Annotated in this window: 13 protein-coding genes and 2 pseudogenes; 8 read left to right on the top strand and 7 right to left on the bottom strand. The window is 72.6% G+C overall.

Going from position 1 to position 16,570, the window contains the following annotated elements; all coding sequences use genetic code 11:
- Positions 1-20 precede the first annotated feature (20 nt).
- The 5 genes and pseudogenes from ACZ7KF_RS28545 to ACZ7KF_RS28565 all read right to left on the bottom strand — a co-directional run bounded on the left by ACZ7KF_RS28545 (position 21) and on the right by ACZ7KF_RS28565 (position 4,906).
- Complete coding sequence (locus ACZ7KF_RS28545) at positions 21-2,033, bottom strand: PEP/pyruvate-binding domain-containing protein (protein WP_471080940.1); 2,013 nt, start codon at positions 2,031-2,033, stop codon at positions 21-23.
- Entirely contained in the window at positions 2,030-3,403 is a 1,374-nt protein-coding gene (locus ACZ7KF_RS28550; RefSeq protein ID WP_471080943.1) for an ATP-grasp domain-containing protein, read from the bottom strand. Before ACZ7KF_RS28550 ends, ACZ7KF_RS28545 begins: the two co-directional genes overlap by 4 nt.
- A 431-nt stretch (positions 3,404-3,834) precedes the next feature.
- Positions 3,835-4,047: a hypothetical protein gene (locus tag ACZ7KF_RS28555; protein ID WP_471081323.1), complete on the bottom strand. Its 213-nt coding sequence runs from the start codon at positions 4,045-4,047 to the stop codon at positions 3,835-3,837.
- 44 nt (positions 4,048-4,091) lie between these two features.
- Positions 4,092-4,472, bottom strand: a pseudogene (locus ACZ7KF_RS28560) (cytochrome P450); the annotation flags it as partial.
- A gap of 122 nt (positions 4,473-4,594) precedes the next feature.
- Positions 4,595-4,906: a hypothetical protein gene (locus tag ACZ7KF_RS28565; protein ID WP_471080945.1), complete on the bottom strand. Its 312-nt coding sequence runs from the start codon at positions 4,904-4,906 to the stop codon at positions 4,595-4,597.
- Between the two features lie 165 nt (positions 4,907-5,071).
- On the opposite strand from ACZ7KF_RS28565, the gene ACZ7KF_RS28570 reads away from it, so the two are divergent.
- From ACZ7KF_RS28570 to ACZ7KF_RS28585, 4 genes are all read left to right on the top strand, one after another.
- Complete coding sequence (locus ACZ7KF_RS28570) at positions 5,072-5,923, top strand: LLM class flavin-dependent oxidoreductase (RefSeq protein ID WP_471080948.1); 852 nt, start codon at positions 5,072-5,074, stop codon at positions 5,921-5,923.
- Between the two features lie 140 nt (positions 5,924-6,063).
- Complete coding sequence (locus ACZ7KF_RS28575; RefSeq protein ID WP_471080951.1) at positions 6,064-6,249, top strand: hypothetical protein; 186 nt, start codon at positions 6,064-6,066, stop codon at positions 6,247-6,249.
- A 599-nt stretch (positions 6,250-6,848) separates the two neighbouring features.
- Positions 6,849-7,268 carry an aspartate 1-decarboxylase gene (panD, locus tag ACZ7KF_RS28580; protein WP_471080954.1) on the top strand — a complete coding sequence of 140 codons (420 nt, stop codon included), beginning with the start codon at positions 6,849-6,851 and terminating at the stop codon, positions 7,266-7,268.
- Positions 7,269-7,300: 32 nt separating this feature from the next.
- Positions 7,301-7,645, top strand: a complete 345-nt coding sequence (locus ACZ7KF_RS28585; RefSeq protein ID WP_471080957.1) for a GNAT family N-acetyltransferase — start codon at positions 7,301-7,303, stop codon at positions 7,643-7,645.
- A gap of 964 nt (positions 7,646-8,609) precedes the next feature.
- Here the strand turns inward: ACZ7KF_RS28585 and gndA are convergent.
- Positions 8,610-10,049: an NADP-dependent phosphogluconate dehydrogenase gene (gene gndA / locus ACZ7KF_RS28590; RefSeq protein WP_471080960.1), complete on the bottom strand. Its 1,440-nt coding sequence runs from the start codon at positions 10,047-10,049 to the stop codon at positions 8,610-8,612.
- Positions 10,050-10,320: 271 nt separating this feature from the next.
- Here gndA and ACZ7KF_RS28595 point away from each other — a divergent pair, with 271 nt between their 5' ends.
- On the top strand, positions 10,321-11,505 hold the full coding sequence (locus ACZ7KF_RS28595; protein WP_471080963.1) for a transglycosylase family protein: 1,185 nt from the start codon (positions 10,321-10,323) through the stop codon (positions 11,503-11,505).
- 726 nt (positions 11,506-12,231) lie between these two features.
- On the opposite strand, the pseudogene ACZ7KF_RS28600 reads toward ACZ7KF_RS28595, so the two are convergent.
- Positions 12,232-13,090 (bottom strand): annotated as a pseudogene (locus ACZ7KF_RS28600) (DMT family transporter); the annotation flags it as partial.
- Between the two features lie 228 nt (positions 13,091-13,318).
- Here ACZ7KF_RS28600 and ACZ7KF_RS28605 point away from each other — a divergent pair.
- From ACZ7KF_RS28605 to glgC, 3 genes are read left to right on the top strand one after another with little or no spacing between them, the layout of a single operon-like run.
- Complete coding sequence (locus ACZ7KF_RS28605) at positions 13,319-14,101, top strand: (2Fe-2S)-binding protein (RefSeq protein WP_471080965.1); 783 nt, start codon at positions 13,319-13,321, stop codon at positions 14,099-14,101.
- Between the two features lie 39 nt (positions 14,102-14,140).
- Positions 14,141-15,292: a glycogen synthase gene (gene glgA, locus ACZ7KF_RS28610; protein ID WP_471080967.1), complete on the top strand. Its 1,152-nt coding sequence runs from the start codon at positions 14,141-14,143 to the stop codon at positions 15,290-15,292.
- 50 nt (positions 15,293-15,342) lie between these two features.
- Positions 15,343-16,563 (top strand): glucose-1-phosphate adenylyltransferase, encoded by a 1,221-nt coding sequence (gene glgC / locus ACZ7KF_RS28615; RefSeq protein WP_471080970.1) that lies wholly within the window; start codon positions 15,343-15,345, stop codon positions 16,561-16,563.
- Positions 16,564-16,570: the final 7 nt, after the last annotated feature.

Here is a 16,570-nt window from a genome sequence, read left to right on the forward strand (position 1 = left end):
CACAGAGATCACGGGGCGCCTCACCGGGCGTACGGGCGGACCTGGACCAGATGGAACGCCCCCTCGGCGGTCATGAGCCACTCGATGTCGAGCGCGTCGTCGGGGTCGTCCGCGCTGAAGTGGGACTGCAGCAGACGCCCCACCAGGGCCAGTTCGCCCAGTGACGCACGGGTGTCCGGGGGGAGGTCCGCCCCCGAGGAGCCGACGTCCACGGTGCGCCCGCCGCCCTCGACCGTGTTGTACAGGTACTGGTGGGGCAGGACCGTGCCGTCGACCACCCGCTCCGGCGAACCGGCCGTGCAGTTGACGTACACGTTGCGGAAGTCCTCCCGCCGGGTCGGATTGCAGGTCACCAGCACGCCCCCGAGGTCGGCGGGCACGTACCGCTGGATGATCACTCCCATGTACGTGTCGTCCAGCACGATGCCGGCCTCGTGCCGCAGGCGTACGCTCCGTGGCGACAGCAACGACGTCCACACCTGCCGCACCGCGTCCAGCAACTGCTCCTCGCCGCGCACGGTGGTCACCGAGTCGTAGATCCCGGCCGCCGAGAAACCCGGCAGGTCCTCGGCGTTGGAGGACGAGCGCACGACGAGACGGTGTCCTTCGGCCAGCAGACCCGGTACCGCGCCGGTGACGGCTCGTGCCACCTCGTCGGGGATCGGCGTGCTGTGCATCAGGCGCTGCAGGTCGAGACAGAGGGAGTCGATCACGTCGAACGCTCCGAGTTCGAGCGCCATCTTCAGCTTGCCGATGCCCTGTTGCAGAGCGGGCGACGAGGTCAGGAAGAGATGGTGCAGGCGGAACGGGATCGCCACCCCGTCGGGTGCCCTGACGGCAGCCGCCACGCGTTCCGCCGCCGCGGCTTGCAGCAGTTCCACAGGTGCCCCCGGCTCGCCGAGCCGTACGGCCAGGTGGGTGAGCAGATCGGGTCGCGGCGGGCGCGGGCGTGCGTAGAACGCGGTCAGGTTCGCCGTGCGGCTGTCCAGGACGTGGTGCAGTTCGCCGAGGTTGGCGGCCTTGGTGCCGTAGCTGTCGCGGTCGGTGCCCCGCAGTCGGTGCAGAGCCATGATCGGTGCCTGGTCCAGTACGGGTGCGTCGATGCGGATGCGCTGCTGGTGCCAGACCGGCATCTCCAGGGCCGGGGCGCCGGACAGCCGTTCGAGGGTGATGGCGTCCTCGGACACCCGGTAGCGGACCCAGGCGCCGTCCAGTTCGTCCCGCCGCACCAGGGAGTCCAGGTCGCGGACGATCGCGTTCGGGATGCCCCAGCCCGAAGCCAGGACATTGGTGTGCGAAAGCGGCGTCGTGGGCTCGGTGTTGACGAATCCCGCCACCCGGGGCACGTCATCGGGCAGACAGGCCATCGCGACGATGTCCGCCCAGCCGAGCTGCGGGGCGGCGCTGCGGTACTCCGCCGGATGGCGGAAGTAGCGCAGCCGCCCCTCGGCCACGCCCGGATTGAGACAGGTGCGGGTCCGGTTGCCGAACAGTTCCTGACTGAGGATGCGCGGTACGCGCGCCTCGCCGACCGAGGCGAGTTCGTGTTCCTGCCCGTGGTTCGCCGGTTTCAGCAGCAGGGGCAGGCGGCCGTCCACCCGTGCGCGCACATACGCGTAGAACTCCTCCAGCAGTGCGGCGTGCATGGTGTCCGCTTCGGTGGTCTCCAGGACCAGGAAGGGCCGCTCGAACCCCTCGGCGTCCTCGTCGCTGTGCAGGGACAGCACGCCGAGCAGGAAGCGGCGGTCAGGTGCCATGTACACGGATGCGTTGAACGCGTCCAGCCCCGTGTCGAGTTCGTCCATCCTCATGCCGAGGATGCGCGTGGCGACGTAGTCGACGTGGAAGGGGTGCACCCGGGTGTCGAGCAGGTGCCAGGTGTCCTCGGACCTGTCCACCACGATCTTCAGGTACGGGTGTCCGGCGAGCACGCCGGACAGGGCGCGGAACAACGGCAACGAGAGGTTGGCGCCGACGACGGTACGGTCGCCCGCCGTGTCGGGGGCCTCGGCCTCGTGCGGTGCGTGGCTCATGGGCGGGCCCCTTCGGTGACGTCCGTGGGCAGAATGCGCGGCAGTGCATCGACCAGGGCGGTGAAGTCACGGACGACGGACTGCGGCCGATCCGCCGACAACAGGCACAGGGCAGCCATGGTGTTGGCCCCGGCGGCGGGATCGTAGACCGGCACGGGGGCCCCGTCCGGCAGAGAGCTCTCGCGGACGACGGACAGCGTGCTGCCGGCGCCGACCGGCGCGGAACGGACGACCGCCGAGGAGTCCCATCGATGGCGCCGGGGCCAAGGAGTGCCGTCGCCTCGCACGGCGAGAACCACCAGCGATCCGGCCGCGCCCCTGGCGTCCTCGGGCGTCAGCGCCCGTGCGGGCCACGCGGGTGAGCCGCCGAGCAACTGGTCGGTGAACAGGCCGATCAGATCCAGCCCGAAGACCTCCTCGATCTGCGGCACCGTCATCGCCCCACCGAACCGCGCGGCCGTCTCGATGACCCACATCCGGCCTTCCCGGCCCAGCTTGATCTCTGTGTGGATGCCGCAGTTCTCCAGTCCCAGGGCATCCACGGCACGCCGGGCGAGGTCCACGATGGCGCGCTGGGCCTCGCTTCCCACCGCGGCCGGGGTGATACCGGCGCGCTCGGTGAAGGGCGCCACCGTCGGCATCCGCCCGCTCAGGCAGAGGGGACGGAACTCCCCGTCGACGACCACCCCCTCGACGCTGACGTAGTCACCCCAGCCGGGGCCGTCGAACCACTCCTCGGCACATCCGTCGACGATCTCCTCGACGATGAAGTCGTCCGAGGCGCCGGGAACGTGCAGTTCCGCGAATCCGAGCAGCGCGGACTCGGTCATCACCGCGCTCGACCGCTGCCAGGCGGCCCGTGCGTCCCCGGGCCGCTCGATGATCTGGTGTGCGGTCGACCCGGCGCTCCATGCCGCCTTTAAAAGAAGTGGACATGACAACTCTGTGGAGGCCTGCTCCAGTTCGGCGGCGCTCGTGACGGCGCGGAACCGCGGCTGCGGTACGCCCCGGCGCTCCCACGCCGCACGCATCAGGCGCTTGTCACGTGCCAGGGGGGCCGTGGGCCCGGCACCCCTCAGCCCGAGCCGCCGGGCCGCCTCGGCGACCGCGACCACCGCGTATTCCGAAAAGGTGAGCACGGCGTCCGCCCCCACCTCGAGGGCCCGGGCGGTGATGAGTTCGACCAGGTCGCCGCCGTGGGCGTGGCGGGGGGTGACGACCGACGCGCACAGTTTCGCGGCGTCATGGGCCACGGGCGCGGGCAGTTCGCTGAGGGCCAGAAGGTGCACCGCGGACCTCGCGGCCACCCGCGTCAGGGCATGGCCCACCGGGGGACCGCCCTTGGCATGCACGTACAGCACCTTGCTCACGGAACCTCAACTCCTCTGTCGTCGTCGGGCGGCCACCGGGCCGCGCCAGTGCGTCGTCCCCGGCCGTGTCGGTACGCCGACCACTGTCACGCCGTCCCCTTCGAGCGGACCGGCACCCGCCCGCGTCCGGGGTGCCGAGGTTCCCGAGCGACTCGTGCACGTGCCTGACCGCTGCCGCCGATCCCCGCCCGCTCAAGGCTCGGTCGTGTACCAGTGCCGCCGACGCCACAGCACGGAGCGCCTGCCACGGTCGCCTGCCCCGTCTCTCACGGGCTACGCATGAGACGTCACACAAAGTGATGTGGTGCAGGATTGAAGGAAATTGGCGCGGACGGAACCTGTCACAGGACGTCGCCCGCGCCTCGTGCGATGTCCCGGCGGGAAGCCGGCAGCGGCCGGAGCGGTTCACGGCTCCGCCGTGCGGCCGTCCGCTACTCGACCACCACCGCCAGAGGGGCCCGGAACGACAGCAGGCCGAGCATCGGCGGCTCGTCCGTCCCCGCGGCCGGTCGGATGCCGGGCAGTCCGCGGGCCGCGGTCCGCAGGGCCACCGCCGCTTCGGTGCGGGCCAGGGACGCGCCCGGGCAGCGGTGACGGCCGGCGTCGAAGGCAGATGGTGGCGGATGTTCGGCCGACGCGGACACATCCGCTCCGGGGACGGGAAGACCTCGGGATCGGATCCGCTCCCCATGAGCATCAGCAGCACCTGGGCGCCCGCCGGCAGGCGTACCCCGCTCACTTCGGTGGCCCGCGCGGTGACCCTGCGCCACGTGGTCACCGGGGGCTCGCGGCGCAGGACCTCTTCCCCCCATGCCTCCGCCAGGCCGGTTTCCCCGGCCGCGCGCGACCAGACGCCGGGCTCGGTCAGCGCCCGCCGCAGCACGGTGGCGATGAGCTGCCCGGTGGTGGACTGCCCGGCGACGAAGACGAAGAAGCAGGCGCCGACCGCCGTCCCGGTGTCCAGTGGTCGGCCGTCGGGCAGACGGTGGCGGGCGAGCGCCCCGATGAACGAGTCGGCGGGAGCCGTGCCGTCGCGCACGGTCGCGGTGGGCCACCGGTGGAAGACCACGACGAGTTCGGCCGGCTCCAGTTGCCGTTCGAGCGGGGGCTTGCCCCGGAACAGCTCCAGCGCGGCGTCGCTCCAGCGGATCAGGGTGGCCGGGTCGACACCCCGGATGCCGAGGAGTTCCCTCAGTACCCGGCAGGGAAGGGCTGGGCGAACGAGGCGAACAGGTCGCGGCTGCCGTCGGCGGCGAGCCGCGTCCGCACCTCGTCGAGCAGTTCGCCGGCGATGCGCTCGATCATCGGCACGGCGGCCGCGACCCGCTCCGCGTGGAAGAACCGGGTCACCACCCGGCGCAGCCCGGGAGGGCTCGGCGTGCCGTTGTCGGCCGGCGCGGGCGACAGCGAGAAGCCGGCCCGGGCGAGGATGTAGGGCGTGTCCGGTGGGTCGGGCGGGCGTACAGCCCTGTCATGTGCCCGTCGGTCAGTTTCTGCGTGCACGGAAAGGTCGTTGCTCAGGCTCGGCCGAGCGCGATATGGTCGCCGCACTCTTAAAGATCACGCTCTCTGGAAACGTAGCCGCAGAATGGGAGCAAGCCCGCGCACAGCAGCGCGGAGCCACGGAGGGGCGGCACCTGATTCTGTGTGCCCTCCGGAGGTTTCCCCATGAAGATCGGTCTCGGTCTCCCCATCGATGATCCCGCCCTGCTGCTGACCTGGGCCCAGCGCGCCGACGTCGGCCCCTTCAGCACGCTCGGCCTGCTCGACCGACTCGTCTTCGACAACCCTGAGCCCCTCATCACCCTTGCGGCGCTCGCCGGCGCCACCTCCCGCATCCGCCTTCAAACCGAAGTTCTGATCGCGCCCGTCCACAACACAGCGATGCTCGCCAAGCAGACCGCGACCCTGGACCGCATGTCCGGTGGCCGGTTCACGCTCGGCATCGGCATCGGCGGTCGCGAAGACGACTGCCTGGCCGCGGGCATCGACATCCGACGTCGGGGGCGCCGCCTCGACGAGCAGATGCCCCTGCTGCGCCGGACCTGGCGCGGCGAGCCGTATGACGAAGGCGTCGGACCGATCGGTCCCGCGCCCATGACGCCCGGCGGCCCGGAGGTGCTGTTCGGCGGCTTCGCCCCAGCAGCGATCGAGCGTGTCGGGCGGTTCGGCGACGGCTTCCTCGGCGCGGCGCTGCCGCCGCAGTTCATGGACGGCCTGTTCCGCGACGTGGAGGCGGTCTGGGAGAAGCACGACCGCCCTGGCCGGCCGCGCCTGGTTGCTCAGGTCAACGTCGCCCTCGGCCCAGAGCCCACCGTCGAACAAGCCCGACGCAATGTCCGTGACTACTACGGATTCAGCGGCCGCGCCGATCACGTGGCCGATGGTCTTCTCACCACGCCGGAGACCATCCGTAAGGCGGTCGATGACTTCATCGGCATCGGCGCCGATGAAGTCATGCTCTATTGCTGGTCACCGGCCATCGATCAGATCGACCGCCTTGCCGACACCCTGTTCTAGCGGCTGACCATCACCTCCTCTCGGCGACGGTGCCCACGCCGGCACCTGGAACGCCGTACTCACGTTCAACGAAGTCCGGTCTTCGAGGCTGCCCAGAGAGGCCCGCGCCCGGGCCGGCGCGCTCGGCGCACGGGTACTCCGTGAGCGCCAATGCACTGCCCGGCGGAGAGCGGCCGCCCGCCGGTCCGGGAGGCGGCGACCACCGCCTCTGCGGTCTGCTCCAGTGCCTGGCCGAGGCCGGCGCCGGATTGCTCGAGAGCAACGGTATCGACCCCGAAGCCGTACACCGCTGCCTGCGGGAATACTGCGGACGCCGCGCCGACTGACGCCGTGTGTGCTGGGTCCATAGGCAGCACGGTCGTGCTGCCTAGACCCAATGGTCTCGACCAGCAGTACGCCCCGGCCTGGGAAACCAAACCACCCCGTGGCCGCCGCCCTCGACGCGGACACGCGGGTAGGACCCGATGCGCTTCTTCATTTGGAAAGTGCCTCCGGCCAGCGCACGAGCAGGGACCTCGACGATCCTCGTTCTTGCTGGGCAGAGCTGGTCAGAGCTGGGCAGAGGCACTTTTCTGCTTGCTTGCTCGCTGCCGGACGGCAGCCCTCGTGAAAGCGCGAGGTCAGGGGCCTCCACCTGCGGGGCGCGCCCGCCTCCGACCGCCCTCCAGGCCGCCCGAGTGACCGTCATCACGGATGCCCTTGAGGGGTGCTGCGTAGGCTTGTGCCGTCGTCGCGGTGGGGGACGGGGGGCGCGCGAACCCCTCCTCCAGTCGCCTGACGATGCGTAGGAGAAGTCGGTAAGTGGTCCGCATGAGTCCTGGAAACCTGGGGACAGCTGCCCGGACATGCGACTCGTTGTAGGGTATGGAAACAGCCCTTGACCTGCAAAAACGCAGGCAGGGAGCCTATTTGTGGGAGTGCCCCGATGTTTCGGACAATGTTCAAGTCCAAGATCCACCGCGCCACCGTCACCCAGGCCGACCTGCACTACGTGGGATCCGTGACGATCGACGCCGATCTCCTCGACGCCGCCGACCTGCTGCCCGGGGAACTGGTGCACATCGTCGACATCACCAACGGCGCCCGGCTGGAGACGTACGTCATCGAGGGCGAGCGCGGCTCCGGGGTCGTCGGGATCAACGGGGCCGCGGCCCATCTCGTGCACCCCGGGGACCTGGTGATCATCATCAGCTACGCTCAGGTCACCGACGCCGAGGCGCGGGAACTGGAGCCGCGGATCGTGCACGTCGACGCAGACAACCGGATCGTGGCCCTCGGCGCCGACCCGTCCGAGCCGGTGCCCGGCACGGACCAGCAGCGCAGCCCGCAGGCCGTAGGGGCCTGACCGGCGGACCAGGACCAGGAGCGTGCGTGCCCATGAGCGAGACCGAGATCCGCGACGACCGGGCGGCGGGCCGCCTGGAGGCCGTCGGCGACGGTGAAGTCGTCGGCCGCATCGAGTACTTCGTCCTGGAGTCGCCCGCGCGCGCCCTGGTCCCCGTCCACACGATCGTCGAGCCCGCCCACGAGGGGAAGGGCATCGCCGGATCGCTCGCCCGCGAGCTGTACGCCCTCGCCGAGCGCGAGGGCGTCCCGGTGGCCCCGCTGTGCCCCTACGTCGTCAAGTGGGCCGAACGCCATCCCGAGACGGCCCCGCCGGCCGACGCGGAGCTGTTGTCGGCCGCCAAGGACTGGCTGCGCGCCCACCCGGGACGGTTCTGAGCGGACCGTCGGATGCCGCCGGCCGCTCGGCGGGATAGGGCTAGGTCGGGGCGGGGCCCGGAGGAGCGGGGTGGGCCGTCGCATGGCGTCGGTCGCCCACCCGGAGCGGTTCCGGGCAGCTCCTCGGGGGGTCCTCGGGGGGCCTCGACAGGTCCGCGGATGCCGCCGGCCACCCGCCGGGACTCGTTCGGTGCTGCCGCCGGCCTCGCGCGGGACTCGTTCGGTGCTGCCGCCGGCCTCCCGCGGGGCTCGTTCGGCGCTGCCGTCGACCACTAGCCGGGGCAGGTTCGGTGTTGCCGTCGGGTGAGTGGCCGCGCGACCGTCGGGTAGGCGGGGGGAGTAGTCCAGAGGCGACGTCTCGTGACAGCCCGGAGAACCTCATGACGAACCCGCATCCCGACCCGGTACCGCCCGGCCCGGCCCCGGGTCCCGGGCCGACTCCGCCGGATCCCTATCCCAGCCCGGTCCCGCCCCCGGAACCGTCACCGCAGCCCACCCCGCCCGTACCGGGCCCCGACCCGACCCCGCCGCCGGCGCCGCCGGCTCCGGGCCCGCCGGAACCGTCACCGTCCCCGATCCCCCCGGGCCCCGAACCCGTACCGGCCCCGGAGCCGGGTCCGCCCCTCAGCTGAAGGGCGGGCCCGCCCCGCGGCCGAGGACCGAGGGCCGAGGGCCGAGGATCGAGGACCAGGGCGCTGAGCGCCCGCATGCCGACCTCGCGGGGAACCGCGTCCCCTGACCGGCGACATCCCCGACCTCGGGGGGAACCGCGCCCTCGGCCGACGACATCCCCGCGCTCGCCGGGAACCGCGTCTCCCGGCCGGCGACATCCCCGGCCTCGGGGGGAACCGCGCCCTCGGCCGGCGACATCCCCGGCCGCGCCGACGAGACGGGCGCCTCCGAGTTGTCGGAGGCGCCCGTTCTTCACGCTCGGCCGATCGCCCTCAGAGGCGCGCGCCCGCTCTCAGGCGGAGACCTCCGACCGGTCTCCACCCCACAGTGTGTGGAACGCGCCGTCCCGGTCCACCCGCCGGTACGTGTGCGCCCCGAAGAAGTCCCGCTGCCCCTGCGTGAGCGCCGCCGGCAGCCGCTCGGCCCGCAGTGCGTCGTAGTACGCCAGCGCCGCCGCGAAGCCCGGCGTCGGCACGCCCTGCCGGGTCGCCGCGATCAGCACCTCGCGCCAGTCGTCCTGCGCGGCGGCGATCTCCCGCGCGAACGTCTCGTCCGACAGCAGGCTCGGCAGGTCGGGACGGGCGTCGTACGCGGCGCGGATGCGGTCCAGGAAGGCCGCGCGGATGATGCAGCCCCCACGCCAGATCGCGGAGACGGCTCCCAGGTCGATGTCCCAGCCGTACTCCTCGCTGCCCGCGGCGATCTCGTGGAAGCCCTGGGTGTACGACACGATCTTGGACGCGTACAGGGCCTGCTCCACCCGGTCGGCGAAGGCCGCCGCCTCCGACTCGCTCAGTGCCGACGGCGTCGGCCCGGCGAGCCCCCGCGAGGCCTCACGCAGCGCCGCGTGGCCGGACAGGGAGCGGGCGAAGACCGCCTCGGCGATGCCGGACACCGGCACGCCCAGGTCCAGCGCGATCTGCACCGTCCAGCGGCCGGTGCCCTTCTGCTCGGCCTGGTCCACCACCACGTCCACGAAGGGCTTGCCGGTGCCCGCGTCCACGTGGGACAGCACCTCGGCGGTGATCTCGATCAGGTACGAGTCGAGACGGCCGGTGTTCCAGGTGCGGAAGATGTCGGCGATCTGCGCGGGGGAGTACCCGGCGACGTCGCGCAGCAGCTGGTACGCCTCGCCGATCAGCTGCATGTCGGCGTACTCGATACCGTTGTGGACCATCTTCACGAAGTGTCCGGCGCCGTCGGGACCCACGTGGGTCACGCAGGGCGCCCCGTCCTTCGCCTTCGCGGAGATCTTCTCCAGCATCGGGCCCAGCGAGTCGTACGACTCCTTCGGGCCGCCCGGCATGATGCTCGGCCCGTGCAGCGCGCCCTCCTCGCCGCCGGACACCCCCATGCCGACGAAGTGGATGCCCTGCTCGCGCAGCGCCTTCTCCCGGCGCCGGGTGTCCGCGAAGTGCGCGTTGCCACCGTCGATGATCATGTCACCGGCCTCCAGCAGCGGCGCGAACTCCTCGATCACCGCGTCCGTCGGCTCACCCGCCTTGACCATGACGACCAGGCGGCGCGGGCGCTCCAGGGCCGCCACGAACTCCTCGGCGGTCTCGGCCGGGACGAAGTCCCCCTCGCTGCCGAACTCCTCCACCAGCGCCTTCGTCCGCGACGCCGTACGGTTGTGCACGGCGACGGTGTAGCCGTTGCGCGCGAAGTTCCGGGCGAGATTGCGGCCCATGACCGCGAGGCCCGTGACACCGATCTGCGCTGAAGTGCTCATACCGCCTGCTCCCTGGTTGCCTCGTGACTACGGCTCCGTCAGTACGGGTCCCTGCCCATCCTGACGTGCCGCTACGGCGAGCGCACATCCGACCCGCCACGCATGTGTACGCAGCGGGACCGCCTTCCGCCTCAGTCACCGGCCGTCCGGATCAAGCAGGGTCCGTTCTTGGCCACTTGGCACGTGACGGAGGCCGATTTGCCGTCTTGTCATGGCCTGTTCGGGGCGTTTACTTTTGCCGCTCCTGACGCATGCCGAGGGGATTTCGGACATGGCCGTACGCGGCCGGCACCGCCGGTACCAGCCGAACAGGATCAACCGCGCCTCACTCACCGTCACGGCTGGCGGTGCCGGCCTCGCGATGCCGCTGATCGCCGCCGGCACCGCGAGCGCCGCCGACGCGGCCACCTGGAACAAGGTCGCCGCCTGCGAGTCCAGCGGCAACTGGCACGTCAACACGGGCAACGGCTACTACGGCGGGCTGCAGTTCACCCAGTCCACCTGGGAGGCGTACGGCGGCGCCCGGTACGCGCCGCGCGCCGACCTGGCCGGCCGGGACGAGCAGATCGCCGTCGCCGAGAAGGTCCTGGACGGGCAGGGGCCGGGCGCCTGGCCGGTCTGCTCGGTGCGGGCCGGGCTGTCCCGGGGCGGGGGCGGCCCCGACGTGCACACGGACTCCGCGGCCGCGCATCCGGCGCGGACCGGTGCGACGGCGTCCGGCACTGCGAAGAGCGCCGCCCCGCGGTCCTCTTCCGTCAAGGACGTGCAGCCGCACACCACCCCGCAGTCCCGCGCGGGCCGGGCCGAGATGTACACGGTGGTGCACGGCGACACCCTCTCCGGCATCGCCGGGGACCATCGCGTGTCGGGCGGCTGGCGCACGTTGTACGCGGGCAACCGCACGACGATCGGCTCCGATCCCGACCTGATCATGCCGGGCCAGCGGCTCAGCCTGAACGGCACCGCCACCCGGCCCGCGCCGCCCAAGGCCCCGAAGAAGAAGACGCCTTCGGAGCATCCCCCCACCCACCACACCCCGGCCCCGACCCGGCACACGGTCGTCGCCCCGGTGACCGCCACCGTCGGTACCGGCTACCACGTGGCGGGCTCCCACTGGTCGAAGGGCTACCACACCGGCGTCGACTTCCTGGTGCCGACCGGCACCACCGTGAAGGCGGCGGCGGCCGGGCACGTGGTGGCCGCGGGGTGGGGCGGCTCGTACGGCTACCAGGTGGTGCTGCGGCACGCCGACGGCCGCTACACCCAGTACGCCCATCTGTCCGCCATCTCCGTGCGGGTCGGCCAGCACGTCACCGCCGGCCAGCGCATCGGGCGCTCGGGCTCCACCGGGAACGTCACGGGGCCGCATCTGCACTTCGAGGTGCGGACGGGGCCCGGCTTCGGCACGGACATCGACCCGCTCGCCTACCTCCGGGGCGGCGGCGTCAGGATCTGACGCGCGCACGCTGCCGGTCCAGGACCGGCAGCGGCACGGGGACGCCCCCGGGCAGCGGCGGGTACGACGGGGCCGCCACCTCCTCGGCCTGCGGCACGGCACCCTCGCCGTCCGCCCCGCCGCCGCCCGGTACGAGCAACGCGCGCAGCACCGGTCCGGCCGGACCGGACCCGGGGCCGCTCGCGGCACGCCCGGCGCGGTCCGTCCGCGGCTCGGCGGACCCGCGCTGCTGCGGCATGGCGACACGCGCCCGTGCGACCGCGCGCACCGCCTCGGCGGCGACCGGCAGGCCCTGCGCGAGGGCCGCCTCGGCGGACGACAGGACGACCGACGACGGAACCACCGGCCACCACGCCGGGCCCGACGGCCGGACGGCCGAGGCCACCGTGCGCGGCGACGCTTCCCCCGACGACACGATCAGCGGCGCCGCCGCCCCAGCCGACGGGCCGACCGACGACGCTTCCCGTACCGACAGGGCGACCGGTGACGCTTCCCCTGCCGACAGGCCGACCGGTGACGCTTCCCCCGCCGACAGGCCGACCGACGACGCTTCCCCCGCCGACGGGTCGACCCGCGAGGCAGCGGCCGGCTTCGGGACGGCGGACGTCGGGACAGCGGACGACGGGAGAGCGGACGACGGGAGAACAGGTGCCGGCAGAGCCGACGTCGGGAGAGCAGGCGTCGGGACGGTCGGCGACCCCCCGGCCGGGGGTGCGACGGGCGGGGTCGGTCCCGTGGCGGCCGGTCGTGCCTCGCGCTCCAGCCGTTCCGTCGTCAGCATGATCAGGCCGCCCGCGGCCACCACCCCGCAGCCCAGCGCCAGCACGGTGCCCGTGGTGCCGTGGCGGAACGTCTCACCGAGCATCAGGATGCCGACCGCGGCGGCCAGCACCGGATTGACCACCGTCAGCGTGGCCAGCGGGGCGGCGAGGCCGCCGCCCCGGTAGGACGCCTGGGACAACAGCACGCCGGCCACCGAGAACAGGCCGATCACCACGAGCGAGGGCAGATCGCCCAGGCTGATCCCATGGGCCCAGTCGACGGCCACGGTCTTGGTGAACACCGACGCCATGCCGAACGCGATGCCGGAGGCGGTGGCGAGCAGCACACTGCGCACCGCGGGATGCCGGTGCGCGGCCAGGCCCGCGCACAGCAGCGCCACCACCGCCCCGCCGGTGACCAGCGCGACCACCAGCCGCTGGGCCGGAGCCAGGGAGTGCGCGGCGGCGGAGGAGCCGACCAGCGACAGCAGACCGGCGAGGCCCACCGTGGCCATGAGGGCGCCGCGCCAGGCGGTCGCGCCGGCCCGGCGGCCCACGCACAGCGCCGCCATGGGCAGCGCGAAGACGATGGTCAGCGCGCCGAGCGGCTGGACCAGGCTGAGCGGCCCGCAGGCCAGCGCCACGACGTGCAGCACCCCGCCGAGACCGTTGAGCGCCAGCGCACCCCACCAGCCGGGCCGGCGCAGCGGGAGGTACGCGCTGGCGGGGGAGGAGACCGCGACCTGCTCCTGCACGATCGCTCCGCCCGCGTAGGCGAGGGCGGAGACGACCGACAGGAGCACGGACAACGCCAGGGCGCTCATCGGTGTCTCCTCTGGGTGCGGCGGACGTCCCGGGCCCGGCGCTGCGAACGGTCGGCTTCCATGGCCAACACTCTGCCCGCCCGCGCCCTTCCCGTCGTCGTACCTGAGCACGCAATGCGTCCTACTGCCGATGGAGTACACCGGCCGGGCGATCATCCCCTGGAGGGGCGACGCCGCGGGGAGACCCGCCTGATCGTCTCCGCGACGCACCTGGTACGAGTTCCTGTCGTGGACCTCGACCTCGACCTCGATCCCGGACTCGCCGCGCTGCACCCGCTCGGCGGCTTCTTCGTCCTGCGCACCGTCGCGGGCCCGGCCGCGGCCGGCGACGGCACCGGTCCGCAGCGGCTGCCGACCCTCGCGGAGGGCTACGCGGGGGTGACGTCGGACGTCCCGGATGTCCCCCCGGATCCCCTCACGTTGCGTGTCACCACCGTCGGGGAGCGGCTGGGGACCCGGGAGCCGCGGGTCGCCGCGTCCATCGCCCAGCAAGGGCTGGCCGCCCGGCTGTGGTCGGCGGCCCTCGGCTGCGCCGTCCTGTACGGCCGGCTGCCGGACCTGGATCCGCGCCTGCTGCGCTGGGACGCCCTCGCCGCCGCGCCCGACGACCTGTGGCTCACCGGGCCGCGCCCGCTGCCCGGGGACGCTGCCACGCTCCTCGACACCGTGCTGCACGGCCATCTGGAGCCGCTGACGGCCGCCCTGCGGGCCCGCTACGGCGTGGCGGCGGGTCTGCTGTGGGGCAACGCGGGCTCCGCGCTCGCCGCGACCGCCCGGGAACTGAGCCGCTGGGCCCGCGTCCACGGCCGTACCGACGTGGCCGCCCGCACCCGTGCCCTCACCGGCGAACTGTTCACCCACCCCCTGCTCGACGCCGCCGGCGTCCGCACCGGCACGGCCTTCCGGCGCCGCAGCTGCTGCCTGTACTACCGGGTGCCGGGGGGCGGCCTCTGCGGCGACTGCTGCTTCACGCGCCCGCCGCGCTCTTCCCCGGGCGCCGCATCTGGGTGACCATGAGAGAACCTGCCACCGGGACGAGGGGATTGTCGGGTGCGAGTGGGACTGCTGACCCGGGAGTACCCCCCGGACGTCTACGGTGGTGCCGGCGTCCATGTGGAGTTCCTGGCACGCGAGTTGACCGCCCTGGTGGACCTGGAGGTGCACTGCTGGGGCGAGGGCCGCGGGGTCGGGGTCGTGCGCCACCGTCCCTGGTCCGCCCTCGACGGCTCCAACGACGCGCTGCGCACCTTCTCCGTGGACCTCGCCATGGCCGCCGCCCTGGAAGGCCGCGAACTCGTCCACTCCCACACCTGGTACGCCAATCTCGCCGGCCATGTCGCCAAGCTGCTGTACGGCGTCCCGCACGTGGTGACCGCGCATTCACTGGAGCCGCTGCGCCCCTGGAAGGCCGAGCAACTCGGCGGCGGGTACGCACTGTCGGGCTGGGCCGAGCGCACCGCGATCGAGGCGGCGGACGCGGTGATCGCCGTCTCGGGCGCCATGCGCGAGGACGTCCTCGCCTGCTACCCGGCGCTGGACCCGGCCCGCGTCCACGTCGTGCACAACGGCATCGACACCCGGCTCTACCGCCCCGACCACGGCACCGACGCGCTCACCCGGCACGGCGTCGACCCGGACCGCCCGTACGTGCTGTTCGTCGGCCGGATCACCCGGCAGAAGGGCGTGCCCCATCTGCTGCGCGCGGTCCGGGACATCGATCCCGGCGCCCAGGTCGTGCTCTGCGCGGGGGCGCCCGACACCCCCGAGATCGAGCGGGAGTTCAGGGAGCTGTTCGAGGAGTTGCGCCGGTCACGGGCGGGCGTGGTCTGGATCCCGCAGATGCTGCCGCGCCCGGAGGTGGTCCAACTCCTCACGCGCGCGGCGGTGTTCGTCTGCCCTTCGGTCTACGAGCCGCTCGGCATCGTCAACCTGGAGGCGATGGCCTGCGGCACACCGGTGGTCGCGTCACGGGTGGGCGGTATCCCCGAGGTCGTGGACGAGGGCCGTACCGGTCTGCTGGTCGACGTGGACGACGACTTCGACTCCGGGCTCGCCCGGGCGCTGGACACCGTCCTCGGCGATCCGGCCGCGGCCCGTCGCATGGGCGAGGCGGGACGGATGCGCGCGGTGGGGGAGTTCGGCTGGGGCGCGGTGGCCCGCCGTACGGCGGGGCTGTACGAGGAGATCCTCAAGCAGGCTTAGTCCGGCCTGCTCGGGGCAGCCATGGTTCAACCACGGTGAGGGGAGCGGCCATGCGTCGTGGAGGGCCTTCCGTACTGGGGATCGTGCTGGCGGGCGGTGAGGGCAAACGCCTGATGCCGCTCACCGCGGACCGCGCCAAACCCGCGGTCACCTTCGGGGGAACGTACCGCCTCGTCGATTTCGTCCTGTCCAACCTCGTCAACGCCGATGTGCTGCGCATCTGTGTGCTGACCCAGTACAAGTCGCACTCGCTGGACCGGCACATCACCACCACCTGGCGGATGTCCAGCCTGCTCGGCAACTACGTCACCCCGGTCCCCGCGCAGCAGCGGCTCGGCCCGCGCTGGTACCTGGGCAGCGCCGACGCGATCCTGCAGTCCCTGAACCTGGTCCACGACGAACAGCCCGAGTACGTGGCCGTGTTCGGTGCCGACCACGTCTACCGCATGGACCCGCGGCAACTGGTCCGGCAGCACATCGAGGGCGGCGCGGGGGTGACGGTGGCCGGCATCCGGGTGCCGCGCGCGGAGTCCTCGTCCTTCGGGGTGATCACGCCGGGTCCGGACGGCCGTACCGTGCGGCGGTTCCTGGAGAAGCCCGCGGACCCCCCGGGCCTGCCGGACGACCCGGAGAGCGTGTTCGCCTCGATGGGCAACTACGTCTTCACCACCAAGGCACTCGTCGAGGCGCTGCAGCGCGACGCCGAGGACAGCCGGTCCGTGCACGACATGGGCGGTTCGATCCTGCCCCAGCTGACCGCGCGCGGCGAGGCCCAGCTGTACGACTTCAGCGACAACCACGTGCCTGGCGAGACCAGCCGCGACCAGGGCTACTGGCGGGACGTGGGCACCCTGGACGCCTACTACGAGGCGCACATGGACCTGATCGCCGAGCGCCCCGCGTTCAACCTGTACAACCGCCAGTGGCCGATCTACACCCACTCGGGCCAGCTCTCCCCGGCCCGCTTCAACGCGGGCGGCATCGCGAGCGAGTCCATCGTCAGCGCGGGCTGCCTGATCCGCGGCCAGGTCACCCGCTCGGTGCTGTCCCCGGGCGTCCGCGTCGACCCGGGCGCGGTCGTCCAGGGCTCGGTGCTGCACGACAACGTCCGCATAGGCCGGGGTGCCGTGGTGCGCGGTGCCGTCCTCGACAAGAACGTGGAGGTCCCGCCGGGCGCCACGATCGGTGTGAACCCGGAGCGGGACGCCGAGCTGTACACGGTCTCCCAGGGCGGAGTCATCGCGTTGGGGAAGGGGCAGCGGGTGCCGTAGCGCCCGC

Source organism: Streptomyces sp. NPDC038200 (assembly GCF_055600785.1).

Coding starts and splice junctions, on each gene's coding strand:
- gndA (WP_471080960.1), bottom strand. CDS start 10,049: ATGAGCACTTCAGCGCAGATCGGTGTCACGGGCCTCGCGGTCATGGGC.
- ACZ7KF_RS28595 (WP_471080963.1), top strand. CDS start 10,321: ATGGCCGTACGCGGCCGGCACCGCCGGTACCAGCCGAACAGGATCAAC.
- ACZ7KF_RS28570 (WP_471080948.1), top strand. CDS start 5,072: ATGAAGATCGGTCTCGGTCTCCCCATCGATGATCCCGCCCTGCTGCTG.
- glgC (WP_471080970.1), top strand. CDS start 15,343: ATGCGTCGTGGAGGGCCTTCCGTACTGGGGATCGTGCTGGCGGGCGGT.
- ACZ7KF_RS28545 (WP_471080940.1), bottom strand. CDS start 2,033: ATGAGCCACGCACCGCACGAGGCCGAGGCCCCCGACACGGCGGGCGAC.
- panD (WP_471080954.1), top strand. CDS start 6,849: ATGTTTCGGACAATGTTCAAGTCCAAGATCCACCGCGCCACCGTCACC.
- ACZ7KF_RS28585 (WP_471080957.1), top strand. CDS start 7,301: ATGAGCGAGACCGAGATCCGCGACGACCGGGCGGCGGGCCGCCTGGAG.